Here is a 24,081-nt window from a genome sequence, read left to right on the forward strand (position 1 = left end):
TCCTGGACGGTCAGTCGAGGCAGAACTCGTTGCCCTCGGGGTCGGTCAGCACGATGTGGCCGGCGCCGAACGGCGGCTCGGGATCGTGCCGACGCACCCGCGTCGCGCCCAGCCCGACCAGCCGCTCGCACTCGGCCTCCAGGGCCGCCATGCGCTCCTCGCCGCGCAGCCCGGGAGCCGCCCGGACGTCGAGGTGCACGCGGTTCTTGGCGGTCTTGCCCTCCGGCACCCGCTGGAAGAACACCCGGGGGCCCCGGCCGTCGGGGTCCTCGATGGCCGACCGCGCGTCGCGCTCCTCCTCCGGGACGCCCACCCTGGCCAGGAAGTCGTCCCAGGCGGCCAGCGGGTCGGCGCCCGGCGGCAGCTCGACCCCGGGCGGGCCGGGGTGGACGTAGCCCAGCGCGTCACGCCAGAACGTCGACAGCGCCTTGGGGTCGTGGGCGTCGAAGGTGATCTGGACATGGCGGCTCATACGAATCACTCCGTTCGGTGCAGGAAGAGGTTCCCGGGAACACTGTGACATCACTGGCGGACAGGATCGGTCCGCTGCCGTCCCAGTGCCGCCGCCTCCTCGCGCAGCCACTCGACCAGAGTCGGCACCAGCGGGTGGTCGCGCCGCGGGGCGGTGGCGATCCCGATGTAGCGGGCCGGGCGCGGCGGGTTCAGCGGCACGACGGCCAGGCCGGGCGTCCCGCGCGCCAGGCAGATGGACGGCACCAGGCTGACGCCCAGCCCGGCCGCCGTGAGCGCCTGCGCCAGGTGGTAGTCGGTGGTGGAGCCGCTGACCCGCAGCTCGAACCCGGCCGCGGCGGCGTACCCGCGCAGGAACGCCTCGGTCTTGGAGCAGCCGATCACCCACGGCTGCTCGGCCAGCTCGGTCAGGTCCAGCGACGCCCGGCCGGCCAGCGGATGGGCGGCCGGCAGCGCCACCGACAGCGGGTCCTCGGCCAAGGGCGTCCAGGCCAGCCCCGTACGGTCGCCGGGCAGCACCGGCAGCGGCCCGTCGAAGTGGTAGGCGATCGCCAGGTCCGCCTCGCCGCGCCGGACCAGCGGCAGGCTGTCCTCCGGCTCCCGCTCGACCACGTTCGTCTCGACCTCGGGATGGCCGGCGACGAACCGCGCCAGCACGCCGGGCAGCAGCGCCCGGCCGCCGCTGGTGAAGGTGGCCACGGTCAGCCGCCGGCGCCCGGAGGCCAGCTCGTCGATGCGCTCCCGGGCGTGCCGCAGCTCGGCCGCGATCGTCTCGGCCGTCTGCACCAGCAGCCGGCCCGGCTCGGTGAGGGCCACGCCGCGGGTGCTGCGGGTGACGACCGGGGTGCCGAGCTGCCGTTCCAGCGCGGCGATCTGCTGCGAGACGGCGGACGGCGTGAGCAGCAGCGCGGCCGCCGCCCGGTTGAAGCTGCCGTGCGCGGCCACCTCCCGCAGCACCCTGAGCCGGTGGGCGTCGATCAACAGTTCTCCTTAACACGAGGCCAGCAAGTCACCACTACCACTGCTGACCGCGTCCGGGCCAGTCTTGGCCGCATGCGACACATCTGCGTCATCGGCGGCAACCGCTACTTCGGCCGCCGCCTGATCCGCCTGCTGCTGGCCGGAGGGGACCGCGTGACCGTGGTCAACCGGGGCTCGGCCGCGCCGCCGCCCGGCGCCGAGCACGTCGTCGCCGACCGGGCGGACGCGGCGGCCCTGGCCCGAGCCCTGGGCGGCCGGGCCTTCGACGCCGTCGTGGACCAGGTCTGCTACACGCCCCAGCACGCCGACGTCGCCCGCCGGGTCTTCGCCGGCCGCACCGCCCGCTACGTGATGACCTCCACCATGGAGGTCTACGACCCGGCCACCTCGCCGTCCCTGCTGCCCCCGGCCGCGGCGCCGGTCCGCGAGGAGGCGGTCGAGGCCGCGTCCTGGCCGGTGGACCGCGGTCTGCCGTGGGGGTCGCCGGACGCCCTGTCCCTGCTGCTCGGCGAGGCGGCCGCGTACGCGGAGGGCAAGCGCCAGGCCGAGGCCGTGTTCGCCTGGGACCCGGTCTTCCCGTTCCTCGCCGTGCGCAGCGCCCACGTGCTGGGCGGCGGGGACGCCGACTTCACCGGACGGCTGCGCCACTACGTGGACCGCGTACGCGCCGGGCTGCCGGTCGCCGTGCACCGCGACCCGGCCCCGACGTCGTTCGTCCACCATGCGGAGATCGCCGCCTTCCTGCACTGGACGGCGACGGGCACCGACGTCACCGGCGCGCTCAACGCCGCCTCCCGCGACACGATGACCGTCACCGGCCTGTGCGCGGCCATCGCCGCCGCGACCGGCTCGCCGGCGCCCGTCCACCGGGTGGTGACCGGCGGCGAGCCCGCCTCGCCGTTCTCCTTCGACCGCTCCTACGCCATCGACGCCGGCCGGGCCGCCGCGCTCGGCTTCACGTTCACCGACGTCGCGGCCTGGCTGCCGCGAGCCGTCGCCGACCTCCTCCAGGAAGGCTGACCGACCATGATCACCCGCCGCATCGGAACCGCCGAGGTCAGCGCCGTCGGCCTGGGCGCCATGCCGCTGTCCGTCGAGGGCCGTCCGGACCGCGCCCGCGCGATCGCCACCGTGCACGCCGCCCTCGACGCGGGCCTCACCCTGATCGACACGGCCGACTCCTACCACTGGCACGCCGGCGAGCTCGGCCACAACGAGGAGCTCGTCGCCGAGGCCCTGGCCACCTGGTCCGGCGACGCCTCGGGCGTGCTGGTCGCCACGAAGGGCGGGCGCGGCCGGCCCGGCGACGGCTCCTGGACGGTCGACGGCCGTCCGGACCATCTCAAGGCCGCCTGCGAGGGTTCCCTGCGCCGCCTGCGCGTCGAGGCGATCGGCCTCTACCAGCTGCACAAGCCCGACCCGGACGTCCCGTGGGCGGAGTCGGTGGGCGCGCTGCGCGACCTCCTCGACGCGGGCCTCATCCGCGCCGCCGGCCTCTCCAACGTGACCTGCGAGCAGATCCACGAGGCCAGGGCCGTCCTCGGCGGCTCCCTGGTCTCGGTGCAGAACCGCTACAGCCCCCAGCACCGCGACAGCCTGCCCGAGCTGCGGCTGTGCGACCGCCTCGGCATCGCCTTCCTGCCGTGGAGCCCCCTCGGCGGCATCGCCCGCAGCGCCCTGGACGGCCCCGGCGCCGCCCCGCCCCGCACCCCCTTCCACGAGGTGGCCGAGGAGCGCGGCCACACCCCGCAGCAGGTCTGCCTGGCCTGGCACCTGGCCCACTCCGAGCACGTCGTCCCCATCCCGGGCGCCACCCGGCCGGAGTCGGTGCGGGCGTCGGCGCGGGCGACGGCCCTGACACTGACCGAGGACGAGCTGCGGCGACTGGACGTGACCTGAGGTAGCCGAATGACTACCCTGCGCTTGCCAGGCGAAGCCGCGGCGTGCTGACCTGGCCGCGTGAGCTCATGCCAGGACCGCGCGGTCCACGAGGTGCGCACCCTGATGGACCGGGGCGTCGCGGCCGAGCACGTCGGCGCCGCCGTGTCCGCCGCCATCGCCCCGCTGCTGCCGCACGACGCGCTGAGGCTGGTCGGCACCAGCCCGGCGACCGGGCTCGGGCAGGGCTCGTTCAGCTTCTGGCATCGCTACGAACGCGAGCTGGCCGTCTCCCTGCTGGCCCACCGCCGCGCCCACGGCGACCCGTGCCGGCCCGCGTCGCTGGCCCGGCTGCGGGTGCCGGTCGCGGTGGCCGGCGCCGAGGAGGGTGCGCGGCGGGCGTTCGCGGCCTGCGGCGCCTCCTGCGAGCTGCGGCTGCTGCTGCGCGACGGGCGTGGCGGCGTGTGGGGCCTGCTCGGGCTGGTCCGCGCCTGCGACGCCCCGCCGTTCACCGAGGACGACCTGCGCAGGGCCACGCTGCTCGCCCCGGCCCTGATGACCGCGCTGCGCAGGTACGTCACCGCCGCCCCGCTCGCCCCCACCGCGCCCGCCCTGCCCGCCGGGGTGATCGTCGTCGGCCCCGACCGCGGCATCCGCGCCGTGACGCCGCAGGCCCAGGCGTGGTTCGACCGGTTGCGCTGTCCCGACCGGCACGGCGTGCACGCCTGGCTGGCCGACACGTTCGTCACGGCCCTGGCCGCCGACGCCGCCGAGCACGCGCGCGGCGCGGACGCCGGCCGGCCGATCATCTGCGCCCCGGCGGCCCGGTACGGCCGCTGGCTCGCCGTCGAGGGCCAGGCCCTGGACGAGGACGGCACGGGGGAGGTGGCCGTGGTGATCCAGGCGGCGACCGGCGGCCTGCTGCTGCCCTCGTTCTGCGACTGGTACGCCCTCACCCCGCGCGAACGCGGCGTCCTCGACCTGCTGTGCGCCGGAGCGGCGCCGAAGCAGATCGCCCGGCTGCTCGACCTGTCCGGACACACCGTGCACGACCACCTCAAAGCGGTCTTCCGCAAGACCGGCGCGAGCGGCCGGGACGAGCTCATGGCCGCCTTCACCGCCTGAACGCCATCCCCAACACTGGGGGGCTGTCCGGGCCGCCGCCCCGCCCGACCATGAAGGAGTACGCAGCACAGCACCACCAGGGGAGGCACCCGTGACCCAGATCTCAACCCCCGCCCGCCGCCAGGTCGAGAGCTTCCTGGACTTCTCCGACCACGTCGGGGGCCTGGAGGAGGCCGACGTTCTGGCCCTCCTGCGCGACCACGACATCACCACGCTGGAGCAGCTCGTCGCCAAGGCGGTCAGGGCGCCGCGCTCGGCCAAGCCCGTGCCGGCGGACCCCGCCAGGGCGCTGGCCCGGCCCAGGGCCGCCGCCGCGCTCGCCACCGCACCCCTCACCCACCCCGCGCCCGCCATGGCGGTGGTCGTGGACGGCGTCGAGCACGACCCGGCGGACCTGACCCGGTTCGACGGCCGCCCGCTGACCTACCTCTACCACCCCGATCGCCTGACGGCGGTCACCGACGACACCGCGGTCAACGGCGCGCTGTGGGCCGCGGCGCTGCTGCGCGACCCCCGCCCGGCCACGCGGGGCGAGGTGCAGATGTTCGAGCACGTGGAGTACGCCGGTGACTGGTTCTGGTGCCCGGCCCGCCAGGCCTACAACGACCTGACCGACGTCCACCACGGCCCGCTGCACCTGCACGACTGGAACGACGTCATCAGCTCCATGGGCGGCACGAACTGCACGGTCCGCTACTACGAGCACATCAACTTCGGCGGCAGCTCGCTGATCGTGCCGCCCTTCTCCGACATCCCGAACCTCGTCCCCAGCGGGTGGAACGACCGGATCTCCTCGGTCTGGAACCACGGCTGACCCTTCGTCCACCGGCCCTCCCCGGCGGACGGCGGCGCCGCGTACCCACGGGTACGCGGCGCCGTCGCGGTTCAGGCGGCCCTGGTGCGGTGCGAGCGGAGCGCGGCCAGGACGCCTGCGGGGTTGACGATGCCGTAGCCGTAGTCGTGGTCGAAACCGACCGTGCTGCGGTCCTCGGCGGTGCGGTTGAGCAGCGTGCGAAGCTGCGCGGGGGACAACTTGGTGGACGGGTGGCGGGTGCGCAGGGCGGCGATGACGCCGGCCACCACGGGGCAGGAGGTGGACGTGCCCGTGTCGGGCGTGCCGGGGCCGCCGGCCTCTGAGCCGGTGTAGTGGGTGTAGGCGGCCAGGTCGGGCTTGTGGTCACCGAGCCGGGCCGGCCCCTGGGAGGAGTAGCCGACGCGCTCGCCGCGGGTGTCGACCCCGGCCACCGTGACCACCTTCGGATGGCCGTTGCCGCCCACGATGTCGGTGAACCCGCAGCTCGCCGCCGGGCAGTCGCGCCCGCAGTTGCCCGCCGCGAACACGATGTCGGCCCCGGCGTGCTCCAGGCTGGAGATCATGACGTTGAACGGGTGCATCGGATTGTCGGAGTAGTTGCCGGGATGGCCGGGCGGGAAGTCCTGCTCCGGGTTGTACAGGCCCCAGCTGTTGCTGACGACCAGCGAGCGGGACTCGGCCGGCATGGCCTCCAGGAGCCCGCGCAGGTGGGTGTAGGCGGCCACGGCGTCGGACAGCATGCCCTCGACCGTGCCCTTCCTGCTCTGCAGGACGGCGATGTCGAGCAGCGTCGAGCGCGGGGCGGCGAGCTGGGTGTTGAAGGCGCACAGGCTGCCGTGTTCCACCGGGTAGCGCCCCGGCGTGGGCGTGACACCGGGCGGGGCCCAGCTGTGGCCGGCGTCGAGGGTGACCTGGCGGCCGAGCTTGGTGCTCACGTGGTCGGCGTTGACGCCGCCGTCGACGACCGCCAGGTTGACGCCGTGGCCGTCGTAGCCGGCCGCGCGCAGGTCGGAGGCGTGCAGCAGCCGTTCGACGTCGTGCCAGTCGCCGACCGGGCCGGTGTCGGCGCAGGTCAGGTCGGGATGGATGGACGGGTCGGCGAACACGCCGACGACCTCGCGTACGGACGACGACAACAACGCCAGCCTGGACGGCAGGTCGTCGTCGGGGAGCTCGCCGCGCACGAGCACGCTGGCGTGCTCGGCCGACAGGGAGAAGCCCAGCGGCCGGTTGAGCGACGACAGCAGGCCGCCTGGGGGCGAGGCGGGCAGCGCGCGCGGCAGGGCCAGCGGGGCGAACGCCTGGTCCAGGACGATTCCCGGCAGGTCACCTGCCACGTCGGCGACCGTGGCGGTCACGCCGGGGTCGAGGACGGCTTCGACGGTTTCACGGGCGGGGCGGAGCTGGATCAGGACACGCAAGGCTCCACCTCCTTCCTCGGGACGGGGATGGGACAGTCGTTGCTTCCCCTTGTAAATACCCATTGTAGTGAATTAACTACTTACAGTAGTGTCAGCACTTCATTGCTCCCGAGGGCACCTCTTTGTCGCCGTCCAGCCCCGTCTTGGTCTCCGGCGCGCGGCGGGTCGCGGTCTGGGCGAGGAGCGCGCCGGACAGCAGGATCACGCCGCCCGCGATCTGCAACCCGCCCAAGCCCTCGCCGAGCACCGCCCACGCCGCCAGCGCCCCGCCGATCACCTCCAGCGACGCCACCGTGGCGCCCACGGCGGCCGACAACCGCCGCACCGCGTTCACCCCGAGGATGTACGCCACCACGCTGGCGACCACCACCATCCAGGCGAAGGCCACCGGCACGGGCAGCGTCAGGGCGCCGGGCGCGGGAGTGGCGGACGTCGTGAACGCCTCCCACCGCAGGGCCCACGGACGGGCCACCGGGGCCAGCACCAGGGCCGCGCCCGCCATGCCCCAGGCGACCAGCCCGAGCGGGTCGACGTCGTCCCCGAAGCTGTCGTTCATCAGGAAGTATCCGGCGGAGCAGGCCGCGGCCAGCAGGCCGAGGGCCAGGCCGAGCGCGTCCAGCCGCAGGTCGTGCCAGACCTCGGCGACGATCCCGAGGCCGGCCAGGGCGACGAGCGCCCCGGCGTAGGCGGCCCGGGGGAGCCGGACCTTGCGGACCAGCCGCACCCAGGCCGCCACCATGACCGGGGCCATGTAGACCAGCAGCAGGGCGACCCCCACGGGCAGGCGGGTGATCGCCGCGAAGTACAGCGACTGCACCCCGGCCACCGCGACGACCGCGTACAGCGCGAAGAACGGCCACCTGGCCCGCGGGATGCGCAACGCGGCGGGCCTGACCACGGCCAGCACGCCCAGCAGCAGGAGCCCGGCCGCCGCCATCCGCGCCCACACGGCCTCGATCGGCGTCAGCCCGGCCGCGACGAGGTACTTGGCCATCGGCCCCGAGAACGCGAAACACGACGAGGACCCGAACGCGAGCGCGAGCCCCGCATACCTCATACCGCACCACCAGCGCCGTCACCACTGTCACCACTGCCAGGAAGCCACGACCCTGACACGCGCCGCGGCGCGGGCGCAACGCGATTACCGGCCCTCAGCCGGTGGTCGTAGTCCCCGGGTGGCAGAGGCGGGGCGGCGATTCGGATCTTCGGCCGATGGGCGCCGGGAGCAGGCTCCTGAACACTTGGCGGGGCCCACCCCCGGAGGAAGGTCCGCCCGTGTTCCGACAGCTCGACGACCGCGTCGCGTCGATCGTCTACATCGTCCTCGTGCTCGCCGTCTCGGCGGGCACCGCCGGCGTCGCGGAGGGGCTCGTCCTGGCCCTGTCGCCGCTGCTCACCGTGCTGGTGCTGCTGTTCGTCATCACCCGGGAGGGATACTCCAGGGACGGGCTGCGCCGCCTCGGCCTCGGCCGGGCCGGGCTGCGCGCCTGGCCGGCCGCCGTCGCCGCCACCGCCGGGGTGTGCCTGCTGGCCACGGCGGGCGCGGTCGCCCTGGGGTTCGGCCGGTTCACCGCGCCGCGGGGCGACTGGGCGCAGTCGGTGGCGGCCGTGCTCGTCGCCGGGCCGATCCTGGCCTTCGCCGAGGAGATCGGCTGGCGGGGCTACCTGCAGCCCCGGCTCGCCCGCCTGGGGGAGCGCGCGTCCATGCTCGTCGTCGGGGTGGTGTGGATCGCCTGGCACCTGCCGTACATCCTGTTCACGCCGTACTACCACGCCGAGGGGGCGCGGGCCGTCGTGCTGCCGCTGTTCGGCGGGTCGGTGATCGCGTTCTCGTTCCTCTTCGGCTACCTGCGGGTCATGTCCGGCAGCGTGTGGCCGGCCGTGCTGGCCCACTTCGCGCACAACGCCACGTTCGCCCTGCTGCTGGAGCACGCCGTCACCACCGACCGGCCCGTGGTGGTGGCCGAGTACCTGGCCGGCGACACCGGGCTGTTCGTCCTGGCGGGCACGGCGGCCTGCGCCCTCGCGGCCGGGATCGCCCGTTCCGCCGCCGGCCGCCACCGCTCCCGCCGGCCGGCCTCTAGCATTCCTCTGTGACCACCTACGACGACCATGACGCGTTCGAGCACCTGAACGTCTCGGCCCTGCCGCAACGCCAGCAGCGGATCCTGGCCACGATCCGCGACTGGGTGGTCAGACACGGATACCCGCCGAGCACGCGCGAGCTGGCCCAGGCGGTCGGGCTGCGCTCGTCCTCGTCGGTCTCGAAACACCTGAGGAGCCTGGAGGAGCAGGGCTTCCTCAGCCGCGGCGCGACGATGACCCGCCCGATCGACGTGCGCCTGTTCCTGCGGCCGCCGTCGGCCGAGCCGCCCGCCGAGCTGGTGAGCGTCCCCGTGGTCGGCGACATCGCCGCGGGCACGCCCATCCTCGCCGACGAGCACCTCGACGACACCCTCACCCTGCCCCGCGACCTCACCGGCCGCGGCACCGTGTTCGGCCTGCGGGTGCGCGGCGACTCGATGGTCGACGCGGCCATCTGCGACGGCGACATCGTGGTGGTGCGGCAGCAGCCCGAGGCGCACTCGGGGCAGATCGTCGCCGCCATGATCGACGGCGAGGCCACCGTGAAGGTCTACCGGCGTCGCGACGGGCACGTCCGGCTCGAACCGCGCAACCCCCGCTACGACGTCATCGACGGAGACCGGGCCGTGGTGCTGGGGGTCGTGGTCTCGGTGATCCGCAGCGTGTGACCCCGCGGCGGCGTCAGGGCCGCGCGGCCAGGAAGCGTTCGTGGTTGGCGGTGGTCGACAACGAGCGGAGGTCGGCGCGGTCGAGGTAGAGGGCGCCGTTCAGGTGGTCGGTCTCGTGCTGGGCGATGCGGGCCGGCCAGCCGGACAGCTCTGTCTCGTACGGGCGGCCGTCCCCGTCGAGGGCCGACAGCCGCACCCGCGCGTGCCTGGGCACCACGGCGGTCAGCCCCTCCACGCTGAGACATCCCTCGTAGAACGCCCGATATCTGGAGCCGACCGGCGTCACGACGGGGTTGACCAGCTCCAGGGGCGGCTGCGGCGCGCGTTCGCGCTCGGCGGCCAGGCCGGCCGGCAGCTCGGCCGGGTCCTCGATGACCGCCAGCGCCAGCGGGATGCCGACCTGCGGCGCGGCCAGGCCCACGCCCACTCCGGGCAGGTGCCGGAACATCGCGTCGAGCAGCTCGCGCAGGAGGGCGTCGGAGAGCTGGCCGTCGTACGGCTCGGCGGTCCGGCGCAGCACGGGGTCGCCGACCTGGGTGACCGACCAGGGCCTGGGGGAGGCGAGGAGGGCGTGCACCCGCTCGGTCAGCTCCTCGGTGCTCCGGCCGGTGCCGTTCAGGGGGCTCATGGGGGTCCTTCCGCTCGACGGTCGCTCGCTCAGCAGACGGTAGAGCATGCGCGGTGACCCGGTTTCGGCGGGTAAAGAGGGCTAGAAACATTCATAGAGTAGTTGATCCACTGCAATGGGTAATGATCGCTGCGGATGATCACGTAACGTCGCAGGGAGACACCCATGTGCAAGAGAACGATCGCCGTCCTCGGCCTGGCCGCAACGGGGCTGCTGACGGCGGCGGGCCCGGCGGCGGCCGAGGACGGCAGCAGCGTCGCCGCGCCCTGTGTCGCCGCCCGGCTCGAGATCGCCGGCGGGCCCTCGGTCGCGGCGGGCACGCTGCTCGACACCTCGGTCGTGCGGACGTTCCTGCAGGGGCTCGTCCGCCCGGCGGACCGGCCCGGGGCGCTGCCGCGTTCGGCGGACGCGGGATTCGCCGAGGCCGCCGAGTTCCCCGGCATGCTCGACGCCTTCCTGCTCGACGTCGAGCGGGAGATCGGGGTGAGCAGGCCGGGCGGCGGCACGGAGGAGCCCCGGCTGACCGCGGCGGACAGCGACACGCTGGCCCGGCGGATCCTGGAGCCGCTCGTCGCCGGCGCCCTGGGATGCGCCCCGGCCACCGGCTCCTCGGACACCCCCGCGTCGGACACTCCCGCGTCGGACATCGGTACGTCGGACATCGGCGCGTCGGACACCGGCGCGTCGGACACCGGCTGGGCGGACACCGGTCTGACGGACACCGGCGCGTCGGCCGAGGCGGAGCCGGCGTCCCTGCTGGACGCCGCGGGCGCCACGGCGGTGCTCGAAGCGCTGGTCAACCGACCCGAGACGTGCGTCACCGACGGCACCTCGACCATCGTCACCTCCGACGACGGCATGTACGTCACGACGGCGTCGTCCCGGACGTCGCTGCTCGACGCGCTCGGCGTCAGAAGGACGCTGGACGTCCTGACCGGCCGTCCCCCGGCGGCCTGCCCCGCCGCCGACGTGCCCCTGTCGGCGGCGACCACCGAGCAGGACCGGCCGAGGTCGCTCCTGAGCGGCCTCGGCCTCGGGGCCCTGTTCTCCAGGCTCCTGGGCTGACGCGCCCCCTGAGGCGGCCCCAGCGCCGGAGTTCGTGCGCGGGACGGGCGGGGGCCGGGATCGCGTGGTAGGTTGCGGGCGAGCCTTGATCCTTTGGGGGAAGGGGGCTGCGGCCGTGACAGGCACCGGCGACGAGACCGTCCACCCGACGGCGTGGCAGGCGGCGTGGGAGGTGCTGGCCCCCGTCACGGACATGGTCACCCCGATGGCCGTACGCGTCGCGGCCACCCTGCGCCTGACCGATCTGATGGGCGGCGACGAGCTGCCCGTCGCGGAGCTGGCCCGCCGGTCGGGCGCCGACGCCGACGCCCTGGGCCGGCTGCTGCGCCACCTGGCCTGCCGCGGCGTCTACGCCGAACGGGAGCCCGGCGTGTTCGCGGTCAACGAGCCCGCCGCGCTGCTGGCCTCCGGCCATCCCTCCATGATGCGCGACCGGCTCGACCTCGACGGCTTCGGCGGGCAGATGGACGTCGCGTTCACCGGCCTGCTGCACACCGTCCGCACCGGGCGGCCCGCGTGGGAGAGCGTCCACGGCGCCCCGATCTGGACCCATCTCGCCACCCACCGGCAGGTCGGCGAGTCGTTCGACGTCCTGATGGCCGCCGGGGCCGACGACCTCGCCGACGCGGCCGAGGGGTACGACTGGTCCGGCGTACGGCACGTGGTCGACGTCGGCGGCGGCACCGGCGCCCTGATCGCCGAGATGCTGAGGGCCCACCCGGGGCTGCGGGCCACGCTCGTCGATCTGCCGGACACGCTGGAGCGGGGCCGGCGGTTCCTGACCGGGCTCGGGCTCGACGGGCGGTGCGCGTTCGCCGGCCAGAGCTTCTTCGAGCCGCTGCCCCCGGGCGGCGACGTCTACGTGCTCAGGCGCGTGATCCACGACTGGGACGACGTCGACGCCGCGCGCGTCCTGCGGCGCTGCGCCGACGCGGCCGGGCCGCACGGACGGGTCGTGCTGATCGAGTCCAGGGGCGGCGCCGGCGACGACCCGGCCATGTTCGCCGAGATGGACCTGCGCATGCTCGTGATCAGCGGCGGCCGGGAGCGCACCGTCGCCGACTACGCCGCGCTCGCCGCCGAGGCCGGGCTCGACGTGGCCGGGGTGCGCCACACCCCGCTCGGCAACGTCGTCCTCGACTGCGTCCCGCGAAGCGGCTGATCGGGCTCTGCTCCAGCGCGGCCCCGCGTGATGACATACTTGATCATCCGCACGCGAAGGAGACCATGGTGAGCATCGAATGGGCCGCGCTGTCCGCCACGGACCTGCCGGCGATCGCCGGGCTGGCCTCCAGGTGCGCGGCGCGCGACGGCGGGCTCCCGGCCACCGCGTCGCCCTCCTTCCTGGAACGCAGGTACACCGGTGGCACCGCGGTGGGCGCGTTCACCGACGGCCGGCTGGTGGCCTGCGGGGCCGTGCGGCCGGTGGGGGAGACGTCGGCGGCGACCGGCCTGGTCGACCCCGACCACCGCGGACGGGGGCTGGGGTCGGGCCTGCTCGACCGGCTGGCCGCCGAGCCCGGGAAGGTGCGGCTGGAGACCGAGTCGCTCACCCCGCAGGCGTACGACCTCTTCCTGGCGCGCGGCTTCCGCCAGGCGTTCGCCGAGGACGTCTTCCGTCGCGACCTGGCCCGGCCGCTGCCGGACGTCCCGATGCCGGCGCAGGTGGCGGTCGAGGAGTGGTCCCCGCTCACCGAAGGGGCCTTCCACCAGGCGTACTCCGCGTCCTTCTCGGACCGTCCCGGCTTTCCCGGCTGGACGCGGGAGGAGTGGGTGGACTGGCTGGTCGACGACGAGTTCCTGCCGGGGTGCTCGCTGGTGGCGGTCGAGGGCGACGTCGCCGTCGGCTTCGTGACGTGCGCGGAGGAGTTCCTGATCCAGGTCGGGGCCGTGCCCGGGTGGCGGCGGCGCGGGCTGGCGCGGGCGCTCGCCGTCGCGGCGCTCGCACGTATGCGCGAGGGCGGTGCCGACCAGGTCTTCCTGGACGTCAACGTCAACAACCCGGCCTCGGCCGCGCTCTTCGGTGGTCTCGGGTTCGAGAAGATCGCCCGTCGCGCCCGTTACGAGTAGGTCCGTCGGGGGGTGCGGGGCCCGTTCGGCTTCTTAACCGGACGTTAGGGTTCCCGCAGTTCGTCGCTATCGTCCCGGCGGCCACTCTGGGAGGCGTCAGGACGACGACCGAACCGACGGAGTGTTTCCGCATGCGTAAGCCTATGATCATCGCTGGACTGGCCACGGCCGCCGTGCTCGCCGCGGGCGCCGGCACCGCCTTCGCCACCGCCTCCACCCCCACGTCCAGCCCCACGTCCGCGCCCGCTCCGGCGGTGCCCCGGGAGCAGGCCGAGAAGACGGCGCTGGAGAAGGTGCCGGGCGGCAAGGTCACCTCGGCCGAGCTGGAGAACGAGGACGCCGGCCAGGTCTGGGAGATCGACATCGACGCCGCCGACGGCACCGAGCGCGAGATCACCGTGGACGCCGCCAAGGGCACCGTCCTCGCCGACGAGACCGACGACGAGTCCGACGACCAGGCGGACGCCCAGAAGACCGACCAGAAGAACGGCCAGACCGCCGGTAGCCACGACGACCACGGCCAGACCGGTGGCGACGACGACGCCGACGACGACTGAGCGGCGCCGGGCAGGCGGCCCGACCGGACGCTGATCCCGGCGCGGCCCGGCGTCGGACGCCAGTGCCGGCGGGTCGTGGGCCGGCGGGGACTGGGTGTCAGTGCCGGGGGTCGTGGGCGGCTGAGGGCCGGGTGTCAGTGCCGGGGTCGTGGGCTGGATGTCAGTGCAGGTGGGCCAGCCAGCGGCCGTGCGTCGGCCGGCAGTGGGCGGCCGTGAACCCCGCGTTCGCGGCCAGGCGCCCGATGTCGGCCGCCGAGACGGTCGCCCAGCCGAACCACTCCCCGGCACGCGCTCCCCGGCGCAGCCGTACCCGGTCGACCCGGCTGCGCGTCCAGGGCGGCGCCAGCTCGGCCAGGACGGTGCCGCCCGGCCGTACGAGCTGCCGGACCCGGCGCAGCAGCGCCGCGGGGTCGCCGCCGATGCCGATGTTGCCGTCGGCGAGCAACGCCGTCGCCCACAGGCCGGTGCCGGGGACGTCGTCGAAGACGTCCCGCAGGAGGGCGAACCCGCCCGCCCGGCGGGTCAGGGCGACGGCGTGCGGCGTGACGTCGATGCCGAGCGAGGCGACGCCGCGCCGGGTCAGCGCCGCCGTGAGCCGGCCGGGGCCGGAGCCGATGTCCAGCGTGGGGCTGCGGCAGCGGCTCAGGAGCTCCTCGTCGCCGTCGATCGGCGCCGACCAGCGCGCGGCCGGCAGCTCGGCGCGGGTGCCGTCCAGGTACTCGATCTCGGCGCGCTCACCCGCGAGCGCGGCCGCATAGATCTCCCCGATCACCGGCCCGGCTCCCCGATGGCGTGACTGTTCCCGGTCACCGGCCCGGTTCCCCGTGCGGCAGAGTTTTCCCGGTCACCGGCCCGGTTCCCTGTTCGGCATGGCTCTCCCCGGTCATCGGTGCAGCGTTCGGAGGGTGGTGGCGAAGCAGGAGGCGGGGGCCTGGTGGGCCACCTCGGTCGCGGCCGCGGCGGTGTCGACGTCGACCAGCTCCGGCAGGTGATGGACGGCCAGCCCGGCGCGGACGAGCCGGTCGAGCTGGACCTTGCCGGTCTCCGGGTGCGACATGGGCACCCCGAGGAGCAGCGCCGGGTCCGGCCGCCGGAGCCCCAGCAGCCAGAAACCGCCGTCGGCCGCCGGGCCGTACACCGCGTCGTGGTCCGCCAGCGCCTCCCCGGCCTCGCGCAGCAGTTCGGGCGTGACCTGCGGGGTGTCCATGCCGATGAGCACGACGGGTCCGGGCCGCAGCCGGTGGGCGTCGGCGAAGGCCGCCGCGAGGCGCTCGTCCAGGCCGGCGCCGCGTTGCGGGATCACCACGAAACCGGGCGGCAGCCAGCGGCCCGGCAGGCCGTCCAGAGCGAGGATCCGCTGGCCGGCGGGGGCCGCGGCGACGGCGCGCAGGCTGTCGCGGAGCGCGGCCTCGGCCAGCGCGGCGGCCTCGGCCGGACTGTACGGAGGCGTCAGCCGGGTCTTGACGCGCCCGGCCACGGGCTCCTTGGCGATGAGCACGATCTGCGGCGAGTGCTCGAACGTGGGACGACTCAGCTTCCTCAGTCCTTCCGTGCCGATGACAGCAGGTGATCGCCGCGGGGCCGCCGCACGGCCCAGCCGGCCAGCACGGCCACGGCGGCCAGGGCGTACGCGGGGGTGCCGGGGCTGCCCGGGGCCGCCGGGCCGGTGGTGTAGGCGACCGCCCCGGCCAGGGCGACGCCCAGCCACTCCCACCGGCCGTCCAGCGCGGCCAGGGCGACGACGAGCAGCGCGTACCAGGAGTAGCCGGGGGTGAACAGCAGCAGGAGGGAGCCGCTGACCAGCAGCGCGCCGCGCCAGGGCCGGTCGGCGTCGCCGTACCGCAGGACGGCCAGGACGACCAGGCCGAGCAGCGCGATGGCGGCCCAGGGCGCCCACCCGTCCGGCACGAGCAGCCGCAGGACGGCGTAGCGGTTCCCGCCGCCGGGCCCGTCGTAGCGCTCCTCCTTGAGGTAGCCCGGCAGGTAGCCCGCCACCGAGGCGCCCGAGGCCAGCACGTACGGCAGGTAGGACAGCGCGACCACGAGCCCGGCGGGCACGACGGTGCCGAGCACCCGCCGCCAGGCACCCGGCCCCCCGGCCAGCACCCCGGACAGCGCGCCGGGCAGCGCGGTCACCGGCAGCAGCTTGGCCGCCACGGCCGCGCCGAGCAGCGCGCCGCGCCCCCGTACAGCGGTGCAGGCCAGCACCACCAGCAGCACGCCCAGCATGTCGACGTGCGCGTTGTTCACCGCCTCCACCGGCACGGCCGGGCACCACGCCCAGTACGCCGCCCGCCGGGCCCCCGCCGCCCGGCACAGGATCGCCAGCACGGCCACGGCCGCCACGAAGCCGCCGAGCTGGAGCGCCTTGTGCCGCACCCCGTCCGGCGACAACCAGTGGACCAGCAGGAAGTAGCCCTGCGCGACCGGCGGATAGATCGTCGGCTCGGTGGGGCGGTTGATCCGGGTGCAGCCGCCGCCGGGCAGGGGCCACAGGGCCGGGGCGTCGCAGGCGGCCGGGAAGAGCCAGTCGTCGCGCAGCCGGACGAGCGCCGGGTCGGCCGGCGGGTGGTCGTAGGGCGAGATGCCGGCGGCCTGCACCCGGCCGTCCCAGGCGTACCGGAAGGAGTCGGTGCTGCTGCTCGGCGGGGCGGCCAGGCCGGTCGCGGCGAGCGTGATCCCGCCGGCCAGGACCAGCGCGGCCGTCGTCCGTCCCGGCAGCCGGGCGGTCTGCCACAGCGCGGCCGCGAACAGCGCCCAGGCCGCCAGGTACCAGCCCAGGTGGGGCGGTCCCGTCACCAGCCGCAGCACCACGGCCGCCAGGGCGGCGAGCGTCCCGGCGGCCACCGTCGTGTTCCGGTTCACGGCGGCAGCCTCGCATCCCGGGGCCGGTCCCGGGCCGCCGCGGCGGTGCACGTTCGTTCTTCGTAAGAAGCCTTACGAACCGCGAACGCCGCTTCGGCCCGCCCGGCCCGGCGGCTACCGTCGGCGGCGTGAGAGTGATGGTCACCGGCTCGGCCGGTTTCATCGGCGGCCACGTCGCCGAGGCCCTGGAGGCGGCGGGCCACGACGTCGTCGGCCTCGACACGCGGACCGGCGCGGACGTGCGCGACGCCACGGCCCTGGACGCGCTGCTGCCCGGCGTCGAGGCCGTCGTGCACCAGGCGGCCAAGGTGGGCCTGGGCGTGGACGTCGCCGACCTGCCCGCCTACGCCGACGTCAACGTCTTCGGCACCGCCGTGCTGCTGGCCGCCATGGCCAGGCACGGGATCACCCGGCTGGTGCTGGCCTCCTCGATGGTGGTCTACGGCGAGGGACGTTACACCTGCGCGGCGCACGGCGACGTCCGGCCCGGCCCGCGGACCGCGGGCGACCTGGACGGCGGCCGGTTCGAGCCGCCCTGCCCGCGCTGCGGCGAGCCCCTGCGCTGGGCGCCGATCGAGGAGGACGCCCCGCCCGATCCGCGCAACGCCTACGCCACCAGCAAACTCGCCCAGGAACACCTGGCCGCCAACTGGGCGAGGGAGACCGGCGGGACCGTCGCGGCCCTGCGCTACCACAACGTCTACGGGCCCCGCATGCCGCGCGACACCCCGTACGCCGGGGTCGCCGCGATCTTCCGCTCCGCGCTGCGGGCCGGCCGGGCGCCGGCGGTGTTCGAGGACGGCCAACAGCTCCGCGACTTCGTCCACGTGCGGGACGTGGCCGGGGCGAACCTCGCGGCCCTGACCGCGTCCTGGCCGGCCGGCGGGCTGAGGGCCTGGAACATCGCCTCCGGCACACCGCGCACCGTGGGGGAGATGGCCCGCGTGCTCGCCGCCGGGTGCGGCGGCCCCGGGCCGCGGGTCACCGGCGGCTACCGGCTGGGCGACGTCCGCCACATCGTCGCCTCGCCCCGGCGGGCGGAGGCCGAGCTCGGCTTCCGCGCCGCGATCGGGTTCGAGGCCGGGATGGCGGAGTTCGCCCGATCATGACGATCGACGTGATCCTGCCCTGCCTGAACGAGGAGGCCGCGCTCGCCTGGGTGCTCGGGCGCATGCCCGCCGGCTACCGCCCGATCGTCGTCGACAACGGCTCCACCGACGGCTCGGCGCGGGTCGCCCGCGATCTCGGGGCGCGGGTGGTCACCGAGCCCGTGCGCGGGTTCGGCGCCGCCTGCCACGCCGGGCTGCTGGCCTCCTCCGCCGACCTGGTCTGCTTCATGGACGCCGACGCCTCGCTCGATCCCGCCCAGCTTCCCCGGGTGGCCGGGCCCGTCCTCGACGGCAAGCTCGACCTCGTGCTCGGACGCCGTCGGCCGCGCGGCGCCGGCGTCTGGCCCGCGCACGCCCGGCTGGGCAACGCCGTCCTGGCCCGGGGCCTGCGCCGCCGCACCGGGGTGGCGCTGCGCGACCTCGGGCCGATGCGGGCGGCCGCCCGCGTGCCGCTGCTGTCGCTCGGGACGGCCGACCGCCGCTTCGGCTACCCGCTGGAGACGGTGCTGCGCGCCGCGGCGGCCGGTTGGCGGATCGGCGAGACGGACGTGGACTACCTGCCCCGCACGGGCCGCTCGAAGGTGACCGGCACCCTGCGCGGAACGCTGCGGGCCGTCGCCGACATGCGCCGCGTCATGGCGGACGCGCGCCCCCGGGACGAGGTCAGGCGCGGGGGGCGTACATGATGACGAGGACGCCGGCGAGGCAGATCAGGGCGCCGATGACGTCCCAGCGGTCGGGGCGGAAACCGTCGGCGACCATGCCCCACACCAGGGACCCGGCGACGAAGACGCCGCCGTAGGCGGCCAGGATGCGGCCGAAGTCGGCGTCCGGCTGGAGGGTGGCGACGAAGCCGTACAGGCCGAGGGCGACGACGCCGCCGCCGATCCACAGCAGCCCGCGTTGCTCGCGCACGCCCTGCCAGATCAGCCACGCGCCGCCGATCTCGGCGAGCGCGGCCAGGGCGAACAGCAGCAGGGAGCGGATCATCGTCATGACGGCCAGTACATCGCATCCGCGAGGGCGGCGGCGGGGCCGGGGCAGCAGGTCCGCGGTCATCCCGTACCCGGGTACCGGATTCCAGGAGCGGCGGGAACTTGTAGGGTAGGAGGAGGACACGATCGGACAAAAGGGAGGCGAAGGTGCGCGAATTCCGCTCCTGCCTCCACCTCGCGCGCGAGCGGCACGCCCGCCCGCTGCGCCCGCTGGAGTTCCGTCCGGTCGGCACGAACGGCTACGTCAGCACGTGGGGCGTGATCGCGGGCATCCGCCCGCCGCAGGGCCGCTGAGAGCCCTCCGCCACGCGGAGGCCCGCGCCCGGAGGTGATCCGGGGTTCCGCGGGCCGCCGTGCGGGGTCGCGCGTCCGGCGGCCCGATCGTGCCCGTACCGTCCTGGAGTTCTCCCTTCATGTCTGCCTCCTCGCGGATCATCACTGCCCTGCGCTCCGACGCGGTCGGCGGCGTCCTGCTCATCGTCGCCGCCCTGACCGCGCTGGCCTGGGCCAACTCGTCCCTCGCCGGCTCCTACGAGGCCCTGCGCACGTGGTCCTTCGGCCCGGAGTGGCTGGGCCTGCGCCTGAGCGCGCAGGCGTGGGCCGCCGACGGGCTGCTGGCGGTGTTCTTCTTCATCGTCGGCAACGAGCTCAAGCAGGAGCTCGTGCACGGCGAACTGCGCGACCCGCGCCGCGCCGCGCTGCCCGTGGTGGCCGCGCTCGGCGGCGTGGTGGTCCCGGCGCTGCTGTTCCTGGCGGTGAACGCCGCCGCGCCGGGCGAGGCGGCCCGCGGCTGGGGCGTGCCGATGGCCACCGACATCGCCTTCGCGCTCGCCGTCCTGGCCGTCGTGGGCCGCGGCCTGCCCGCCCCGCTGCGCACGTTCCTGCTGACGCTGGCGACCGTGGACGACGTGTGCGCGGTCGTCGTGATCGCCGTCGGCTACACCTCGGGGCTGAACCTCGCCGCCCTGGCCGGGGCCGCCGCCGCGCTGTGCGTGTGGGCGTACCTGCAGCACGGGCGGGGCCGCGCGGTCACCGCCGTGCGCCGCGCGCTGCCCGCGTGGCTGCTGTACGGGCCGCTCGCCGTGCTGATCTGGGCGCTGGTGCACGCCTGCGGGGTGCACGCGACCATCGCAGGCGTCGCGATGGGCCTGCTGATACGCACCCGGCCGCACGCCGGCGAGCCGGAGCCGCCCTCGCAGCGTGCCGAGCACGTGTTGCGGCCGTTCTGCGCCGGGGTGGTGCTGCCGGTGTTCGCGCTGCTGTCGGCCGGGATCTCCCTGTCGGGGGCGGGCGGCTTCTGGGCGGGGACGGTGACCTGGGGCGTGCTGGCCGGGCTGCTGGCCGGCAAGCCGCTCGGCATCGTCGGGGCCGCCTGGCTCACCGCCCGCCTCACCAGCGCCCATCTCAACCCGCGGCTGGGCTGGAGCGACATCGCCGGCGTGGGCGTGCTGGGCGGCATCGGCTTCACCGTCTCGCTGCTGATCGCCGAGCTCTCCTACACCGGGCCGGCGTACCTGACGCAGGCCAAGGGCGCGATCCTGCTGGCCACGGCGGCGGCGTCCGTGCTGGCCGCCCTGATCCTCGGCGCGCGCGTCCGCCGGCACCGTACGGCAGGGCGGGCGGCGGCGGCCTAGCCGGGCAGCGCGGCGGCCAGGCGGGCGGCCAGGCTCGCGACCGCCGCGCGCAGTTCCGGCCCGCCCTCGACGCGGAAGGGGAACGGCACGGCCGGCAGCCACTCCTGGGCGTACATGGCGGGGTTGCCCGTGCTGCCGACCAGCACGCAGCCCTCGCCGTGCGGTTCGAGCCGCCCCATGGGCGGGTGCACCCAGGGCGCCACCTCGGCCAGGGGCGCGTCGAAGACCACGCGGGTCGAGTACGCCCATCCGGTGCCCAGGTTCTCCTCCAGCGCCGCCACCGGGTCCAGGCCGTCGGGCGGCCGGAAGCCGTGCACGGTCTCATGGACGGCCCGGACGCGGTCGACCCGGTAGGTGCGGATCGCGCCGACGCGGTGGGAGTGGCACAACAGGTACCAGCGCCCGTACCGGACGACGACCGCCCAGGGGTCGACCTCGGCCTCCCACTCCGTGCCCGACCCGCTCCGGTAGGCGATGCGGACGCGCCGCCGGGCCGCGGACGCGGCGACCAGCGCGCTGGTCACGGCGACGCCGGGACGGGCCGCGTACCGGTCGGGCGCGGCGGAGGCGTGCTCGCGCAGCGCGGCGGCCTGCCGTCCGACGCCTTCCGGCAGGGCCCGGATGACCTTGGACAGGGCGGTGCCCACCAGGTCGTCGGGGTCGGTGGCGGCCGGCTGGCCGTCGAACACCGCCATGACCAGGGCGAGCGCCTCGGGCTCGGTGAAGGCGACCGGCGGCAGCCTGGTGCCGCGGCCGAGCCGGTAGCCGCCGTAGGGGCCTCTGGCCGACTCGACGGGGATGCCCGCCTCGCGCAGGATCCCGACGTACCGGCGGGCGGCGCGCTCGGTCACGCCCAGGGCCGCGGCCAGCTCGCCGGCCGTCACGCCGGGACGCTGCCGGAGGACCTCCATGGCGCGCAGGGCCCGCGCGGTGGGGCTGAGTTCGGTCGGCACCCGAGCAGATTAGAGCGGTCAGGGCAGGTACCGGAAGTAGAACGTCCGGAATACGCCCTACCGTGTGGCGTCATGACCGACTCCCGGGAAGACCCGCACGTCGAAGGGTTGAGCGTGCGGCAGGCCGCGTTCACACGGGTACGCCTGATCGACGTCGGGGTGCGCGCGGCAGACCTGTCCGGCGTGCGGGTGCGCGGCGCCGAGCTCGTCGACGTCGAGATCAGCGGCCGGCTGCGGAACGTCGTGGTGAACGGCGTGGACATCGTCCCCCTCGTCGAGGCCGAGCTGAACCGCCGCATGCCCGAGCGCGCCAGGATGCGCCCCGACGACCCCGAGGGGTTCGGCGAGGCATGGGCGATCCTGGACCGGCTGTGGGCGGGCACCCTCGCCCGCGCCGCGACGTTCCCCGAGGCGGCGCTGCACCGGGGCGTCGACGGCGAATGGTCCTTCGTCCAGACGCTGCGGCACCTCAACTTCGCCTCGGCCGCCTGGGTCGGCCGGATGATCCTGGGCGACCTCTCGCCCTGGCACCCGCTCGACCTGCCATGGGACGAGGCCCCCGGCTGGGACGGCGTCCCGTGGGACCGCGCGGCCCGGCCACCGCTGGCGGAGGTGCTCGCGGTCCGCCGCGACCGCCGGGCGATGATCGGCCGGGTCGTCGCCTCGCTCACCCCCGAACTGCTCGCCTCACACGTCACCCGCGACGAGCCCGGCTGGCCGCGGCTGACCGGCTTCCCCCTCAAGGAGTGCCTGCACATCGTCCTCAACGAGGAATGGGAACACCGGCTCTACGCGGAACGCGATTTGAACGCACTGGAGAAAGAAGACTGACATGGACATCCTGCTCATCGGCGGCCTCTGGCTCGACGCGTCCGCCTGGGACGAGGTGGCGCCCGCGATCGAGGCGCTCGGCCACCGTCCCGTGCCGGTCGCCCTCCCCGGCCAGGGGGACGGGAACGCCTCCGCCACGCTCGCCGACCAGGTGGCGGCGGTGCTCGCCGCCGTGGACGCGGCGGACGGCAGGCCTCTGGTGGCCGGCCATTCCGCGGCCTGCACGCTGGCCTGGCTGGCCGCCGACGCGCGGCCGGACAAGGTGGGCAAGGTCGCCTTCATCGGCGGTTTTCCCGCTGCCGACGGCGCCTACGCCGACCTCTTCGAGGCCGTGGACGGCGTCGTGCCGTTCCCGGGATGGGAGCCGTTCGAGGGGCCGGACTCGGCCGACCTCGACGCGGAGGCCAGAAAGAGGTTCGCCGCCGCCGCGGTCCCCGTCCCCGAGGGGGTGGCCAAGGGCGTGGTGCGGATGACGGACGAGCGGCGGTTCGGGGTGCCGGCCGTCGTGGTGTGCCCCGAGTTCAGCCCCGCGCAGGCACGGGAGTGGATCGACGGCGGCGACGACGCGGAGCTGGCCCGGGTCGAGCACCTCGACCTCGTCGACATCGACTCCGGCCACTGGCCCATGTTCACCAGGCCGGTCGAGCTGGCCCGGCTCCTGGCCGCCGCGGCCGACGGGACGCCGGACGGCTTGGCGACAAGGTAACCCTTCGTGTCCGTGGGCTTGACCGCGGGATGACGCGTCCGGACGCGTCCGGTTCATAGCCTTGTGCAATGGCAAGGCTGACATGGACGGCCAAGTCGGTCCTGGTCACCGTGCTCGTTCTGGTCGCCGGGGCCGCCGCCGCGGCCGGGGCCGTGTTCCTGAGCATGAGCAGCGAGGAAGGGGCCGCCCCCGAGCGGGTCGCCGCGTGGCTGCACGGCTCGGGCTCGACCGCGCAGAAGGGGGCCATCGACGCCTGGACCGGCGAGTTCGAGCGCGTCCACCCCGAACTGCGGGTCGTCTACGAGGCCAACGGCTCCGACCGCGGCATCGAGGACTTCATCGCGGGACGCAGCGCGTTCGCCGGCTCGGACGTGCCGATGACCCAGGAGGAGCAGGTCCGGGCCGACCGGCGCTGCGGCGGCCGGGCCGAGCACCTGCCGATGGTCGTCGCACCGGTCGCGGTGGCCTACAACCTGCCCTCCGTGCCCGGCCTGCGGCTCTCCCCGGCGACCCTGACGGGCATCTTCACCGGGCGCCTCACCAGGTGGAACGCCCGCGAGATCGCCGCCGACAACCCCGGCAACCGCCTGCCGGCCGCCCGCATCCGCGTCTTCCACCGCTCCGGCCAGTCCGGCACCACCCAGAACCTCACCGAGTTCCTGCGGGCGACCGGCGGCTGGCCGCACCAGCCGGCCAGGACGTGGACCGGCGCCGGCCAGGGCGTCACCAGCTCCAGCGGCATGACCCAGGTCCTCCAGCACACCAGGGACTCCATCGGGTACGTGGAGTACGGCTTCGCCGGCAGCGCCCGCCTGAGCACCGCGGACGTGCGCAACGCCGCCGGGCAGTTCGCCGAGCTGTCGCCGGAGAGCGCCAGCAAGGCCCTGCAGGGCGCCACGGTCGAGAGCGGCGGGCGCGGGCTGGTGCTGACCTTCGACCACAGGCGGCCGGTCCCCGACGCCTACCCGATCGTGCAGGTCACGTACGAGATCATCTGCGCGGGCCGGGCGGACCCGCTGGCGCGCGCCTTCCTCGGCTACGCCGCCAGCGACGCCGGCCAGTCCTACCTGGCCCTGTACGGCTACGCCCCCCTGCCGCACGACCTGCTCGCCCAGGTACGCGGCCACCTGGGAGCCACGAGCTGAACGGCCCGCCGCCGGCGGAATTCCCGGAACAGGGGCCGCCGGCACGATTAGCCGGCCGCATCCGGTGAAGAGAGGACGCC

General features: G+C 75.1%; 27 protein-coding genes. 17 read left to right on the forward strand and 10 right to left on the reverse strand.

Going from position 1 to position 24,081, the window contains the following annotated elements; genetic code table 11:
- Positions 1–10 precede the first annotated feature (10 nt).
- Both ABZ459_RS10810 and ABZ459_RS10815 read right to left on the reverse strand, forming a co-directional pair.
- Positions 11–472, reverse strand: a complete 462-nt coding sequence (locus ABZ459_RS10810; protein ID WP_357968617.1) for a VOC family protein — start codon at positions 470–472, stop codon at positions 11–13.
- A 50-nt stretch (positions 473–522) separates the two neighbouring features.
- Positions 523–1,452, reverse strand: a complete 930-nt coding sequence (locus tag ABZ459_RS10815) for a LysR family transcriptional regulator (protein ID WP_357968620.1) — start codon at positions 1,450–1,452, stop codon at positions 523–525.
- A gap of 72 nt (positions 1,453–1,524) precedes the next feature.
- Here ABZ459_RS10815 and ABZ459_RS10820 point away from each other — a divergent pair, with 72 nt between their 5' ends.
- From ABZ459_RS10820 to ABZ459_RS10835, 4 genes are all read left to right on the forward strand, one after another.
- Positions 1,525–2,472: an NAD-dependent epimerase/dehydratase family protein gene (locus tag ABZ459_RS10820; RefSeq protein ID WP_357968623.1), complete on the forward strand. Its 948-nt coding sequence runs from the start codon at positions 1,525–1,527 to the stop codon at positions 2,470–2,472.
- 6 nt (positions 2,473–2,478) lie between these two features.
- Positions 2,479–3,351, forward strand: coding sequence for an aldo/keto reductase (locus ABZ459_RS10825; RefSeq protein WP_357968625.1), 873 nt, complete (start codon positions 2,479–2,481; stop codon positions 3,349–3,351).
- 60 nt (positions 3,352–3,411) lie between these two features.
- Positions 3,412–4,455: a helix-turn-helix transcriptional regulator gene (locus ABZ459_RS10830; RefSeq protein WP_357968628.1), complete on the forward strand. Its 1,044-nt coding sequence runs from the start codon at positions 3,412–3,414 to the stop codon at positions 4,453–4,455.
- 91 nt (positions 4,456–4,546) lie between these two features.
- Positions 4,547–5,269, forward strand: coding sequence for a hypothetical protein (locus tag ABZ459_RS10835; protein ID WP_357968631.1), 723 nt, complete (start codon positions 4,547–4,549; stop codon positions 5,267–5,269).
- A gap of 71 nt (positions 5,270–5,340) precedes the next feature.
- Here the strand turns inward: ABZ459_RS10835 and ABZ459_RS10840 are convergent, their stop codons facing one another.
- Together ABZ459_RS10840 and ABZ459_RS10845 are read right to left on the reverse strand one after the other, a co-directional pair.
- The gene (locus ABZ459_RS10840) at positions 5,341–6,690 is read right to left on the reverse strand and encodes a S8 family serine peptidase (protein ID WP_357968634.1); all 1,350 of its coding nucleotides are present in this window, start codon (positions 6,688–6,690) and stop codon (positions 5,341–5,343) included.
- Positions 6,691–6,781: 91 nt separating this feature from the next.
- Positions 6,782–7,747 (reverse strand): EamA family transporter, encoded by a 966-nt coding sequence (locus tag ABZ459_RS10845; RefSeq protein WP_357968638.1) that lies wholly within the window; start codon positions 7,745–7,747, stop codon positions 6,782–6,784.
- A 218-nt stretch (positions 7,748–7,965) separates the two neighbouring features.
- Here ABZ459_RS10845 and ABZ459_RS10850 point away from each other — a divergent pair, with 218 nt between their 5' ends.
- Positions 7,966–8,787, forward strand: coding sequence for a CPBP family intramembrane glutamic endopeptidase (locus ABZ459_RS10850; protein ID WP_357968640.1), 822 nt, complete (start codon positions 7,966–7,968; stop codon positions 8,785–8,787).
- Entirely contained in the window at positions 8,784–9,443 is a 660-nt protein-coding gene (gene lexA, locus ABZ459_RS10855) for a transcriptional repressor LexA (protein WP_357968643.1), read from the forward strand. The genes ABZ459_RS10850 and lexA overlap by 4 nt, the downstream gene beginning before the upstream one ends.
- A 13-nt stretch (positions 9,444–9,456) precedes the next feature.
- Here lexA and ABZ459_RS10860 read toward each other — a convergent pair whose 3' ends face one another.
- Positions 9,457–10,071, reverse strand: coding sequence for a peptide deformylase (locus ABZ459_RS10860; protein ID WP_357968645.1), 615 nt, complete (start codon positions 10,069–10,071; stop codon positions 9,457–9,459).
- Positions 10,072–10,236: 165 nt separating this feature from the next.
- Between ABZ459_RS10860 and ABZ459_RS10865 the strand changes: the two genes are divergently transcribed.
- The 4 genes from ABZ459_RS10865 (at position 10,237) to ABZ459_RS10880 (ending at position 13,763) form a co-directional block, all read left to right on the forward strand.
- The gene (locus ABZ459_RS10865) at positions 10,237–11,136 is read left to right on the forward strand and encodes a hypothetical protein (protein ID WP_357968648.1); all 900 of its coding nucleotides are present in this window, start codon (positions 10,237–10,239) and stop codon (positions 11,134–11,136) included.
- 115 nt (positions 11,137–11,251) lie between these two features.
- On the forward strand, positions 11,252–12,298 hold the full coding sequence (locus ABZ459_RS10870; protein WP_357968651.1) for a methyltransferase: 1,047 nt from the start codon (positions 11,252–11,254) through the stop codon (positions 12,296–12,298).
- Positions 12,299–12,363: 65 nt separating this feature from the next.
- A complete protein-coding gene (locus tag ABZ459_RS10875) occupies positions 12,364–13,206 on the forward strand; it encodes a GNAT family N-acetyltransferase (RefSeq protein ID WP_357968654.1) in 843 nt (280 codons plus the stop codon).
- 143 nt (positions 13,207–13,349) lie between these two features.
- Complete coding sequence (locus ABZ459_RS10880; protein ID WP_357968656.1) at positions 13,350–13,763, forward strand: PepSY domain-containing protein; 414 nt, start codon at positions 13,350–13,352, stop codon at positions 13,761–13,763.
- 160 nt (positions 13,764–13,923) lie between these two features.
- Here the strand turns inward: ABZ459_RS10880 and ABZ459_RS10885 are convergent, their stop codons facing one another.
- The 3 genes from ABZ459_RS10885 to ABZ459_RS10895 form a co-directional block, all read right to left on the reverse strand.
- On the reverse strand, positions 13,924–14,535 hold the full coding sequence (locus ABZ459_RS10885) for a methyltransferase domain-containing protein (protein WP_357968659.1): 612 nt from the start codon (positions 14,533–14,535) through the stop codon (positions 13,924–13,926).
- Positions 14,536–14,646: 111 nt separating this feature from the next.
- Complete coding sequence (locus ABZ459_RS10890) at positions 14,647–15,261, reverse strand: TIGR04282 family arsenosugar biosynthesis glycosyltransferase (protein ID WP_357968662.1); 615 nt, start codon at positions 15,259–15,261, stop codon at positions 14,647–14,649.
- Positions 15,262–15,302: 41 nt separating this feature from the next.
- Positions 15,303–16,628, reverse strand: a complete 1,326-nt coding sequence (locus tag ABZ459_RS10895; RefSeq protein WP_357968664.1) for a glycosyltransferase 87 family protein — start codon at positions 16,626–16,628, stop codon at positions 15,303–15,305.
- A gap of 128 nt (positions 16,629–16,756) precedes the next feature.
- Here ABZ459_RS10895 and ABZ459_RS10900 point away from each other — a divergent pair, with 128 nt between their 5' ends.
- Together ABZ459_RS10900 and ABZ459_RS10905 are read left to right on the forward strand one after the other, a co-directional pair.
- Entirely contained in the window at positions 16,757–17,737 is a 981-nt protein-coding gene (locus tag ABZ459_RS10900; RefSeq protein WP_357968667.1) for an NAD-dependent epimerase/dehydratase family protein, read from the forward strand.
- Complete coding sequence (locus ABZ459_RS10905) at positions 17,734–18,423, forward strand: glycosyltransferase family 2 protein (RefSeq protein WP_357968668.1); 690 nt, start codon at positions 17,734–17,736, stop codon at positions 18,421–18,423. The genes ABZ459_RS10900 and ABZ459_RS10905 overlap by 4 nt, the downstream gene beginning before the upstream one ends.
- On the opposite strand, the gene ABZ459_RS10910 is transcribed toward ABZ459_RS10905, so the two are convergent.
- Positions 18,401–18,733, reverse strand: a complete 333-nt coding sequence (locus tag ABZ459_RS10910; protein ID WP_357968670.1) for a YnfA family protein — start codon at positions 18,731–18,733, stop codon at positions 18,401–18,403. The two genes, ABZ459_RS10905 and ABZ459_RS10910, sit on opposite strands and share 23 nt — an antisense overlap.
- Positions 18,734–18,879: 146 nt before the next feature.
- Here ABZ459_RS10910 and ABZ459_RS10915 point away from each other — a divergent pair, with 146 nt between their 5' ends.
- Positions 18,880–19,026 carry a hypothetical protein gene (locus tag ABZ459_RS10915; RefSeq protein WP_352325968.1) on the forward strand — a complete coding sequence of 49 codons (147 nt, stop codon included), beginning with the start codon at positions 18,880–18,882 and terminating at the stop codon, positions 19,024–19,026.
- A gap of 119 nt (positions 19,027–19,145) precedes the next feature.
- Complete coding sequence (gene nhaA / locus ABZ459_RS10920; RefSeq protein ID WP_357968673.1) at positions 19,146–20,366, forward strand: Na+/H+ antiporter NhaA; 1,221 nt, start codon at positions 19,146–19,148, stop codon at positions 20,364–20,366.
- Here nhaA and ABZ459_RS10925 read toward each other — a convergent pair.
- Positions 20,363–21,319 carry a WYL domain-containing protein gene (locus ABZ459_RS10925; protein WP_357968676.1) on the reverse strand — a complete coding sequence of 319 codons (957 nt, stop codon included), beginning with the start codon at positions 21,317–21,319 and terminating at the stop codon, positions 20,363–20,365. The genes nhaA and ABZ459_RS10925 overlap by 4 nt on opposite strands.
- 72 nt (positions 21,320–21,391) lie before the next feature.
- Between ABZ459_RS10925 and ABZ459_RS10930 the strand changes: the two genes are divergently transcribed.
- The 3 genes from ABZ459_RS10930 to pstS all read left to right on the forward strand — a co-directional run bounded on the left by ABZ459_RS10930 (position 21,392) and on the right by pstS (position 24,001).
- Positions 21,392–22,150, forward strand: a complete 759-nt coding sequence (locus ABZ459_RS10930) for a DinB family protein (RefSeq protein ID WP_357968678.1) — start codon at positions 21,392–21,394, stop codon at positions 22,148–22,150.
- A 1-nt stretch (position 22,151) separates the two neighbouring features.
- Entirely contained in the window at positions 22,152–22,856 is a 705-nt protein-coding gene (locus tag ABZ459_RS10935; protein WP_357968680.1) for an alpha/beta hydrolase, read from the forward strand.
- A gap of 68 nt (positions 22,857–22,924) precedes the next feature.
- Complete coding sequence (gene pstS / locus ABZ459_RS10940; RefSeq protein ID WP_357968683.1) at positions 22,925–24,001, forward strand: phosphate ABC transporter substrate-binding protein PstS; 1,077 nt, start codon at positions 22,925–22,927, stop codon at positions 23,999–24,001.
- Positions 24,002–24,081: the final 80 nt, after the last annotated feature.

This window comes from Nonomuraea sp. NPDC005692 (assembly GCF_040631115.1).
GTDB lineage: Bacteria > Actinomycetota > Actinomycetes > Streptosporangiales > Streptosporangiaceae > Nonomuraea.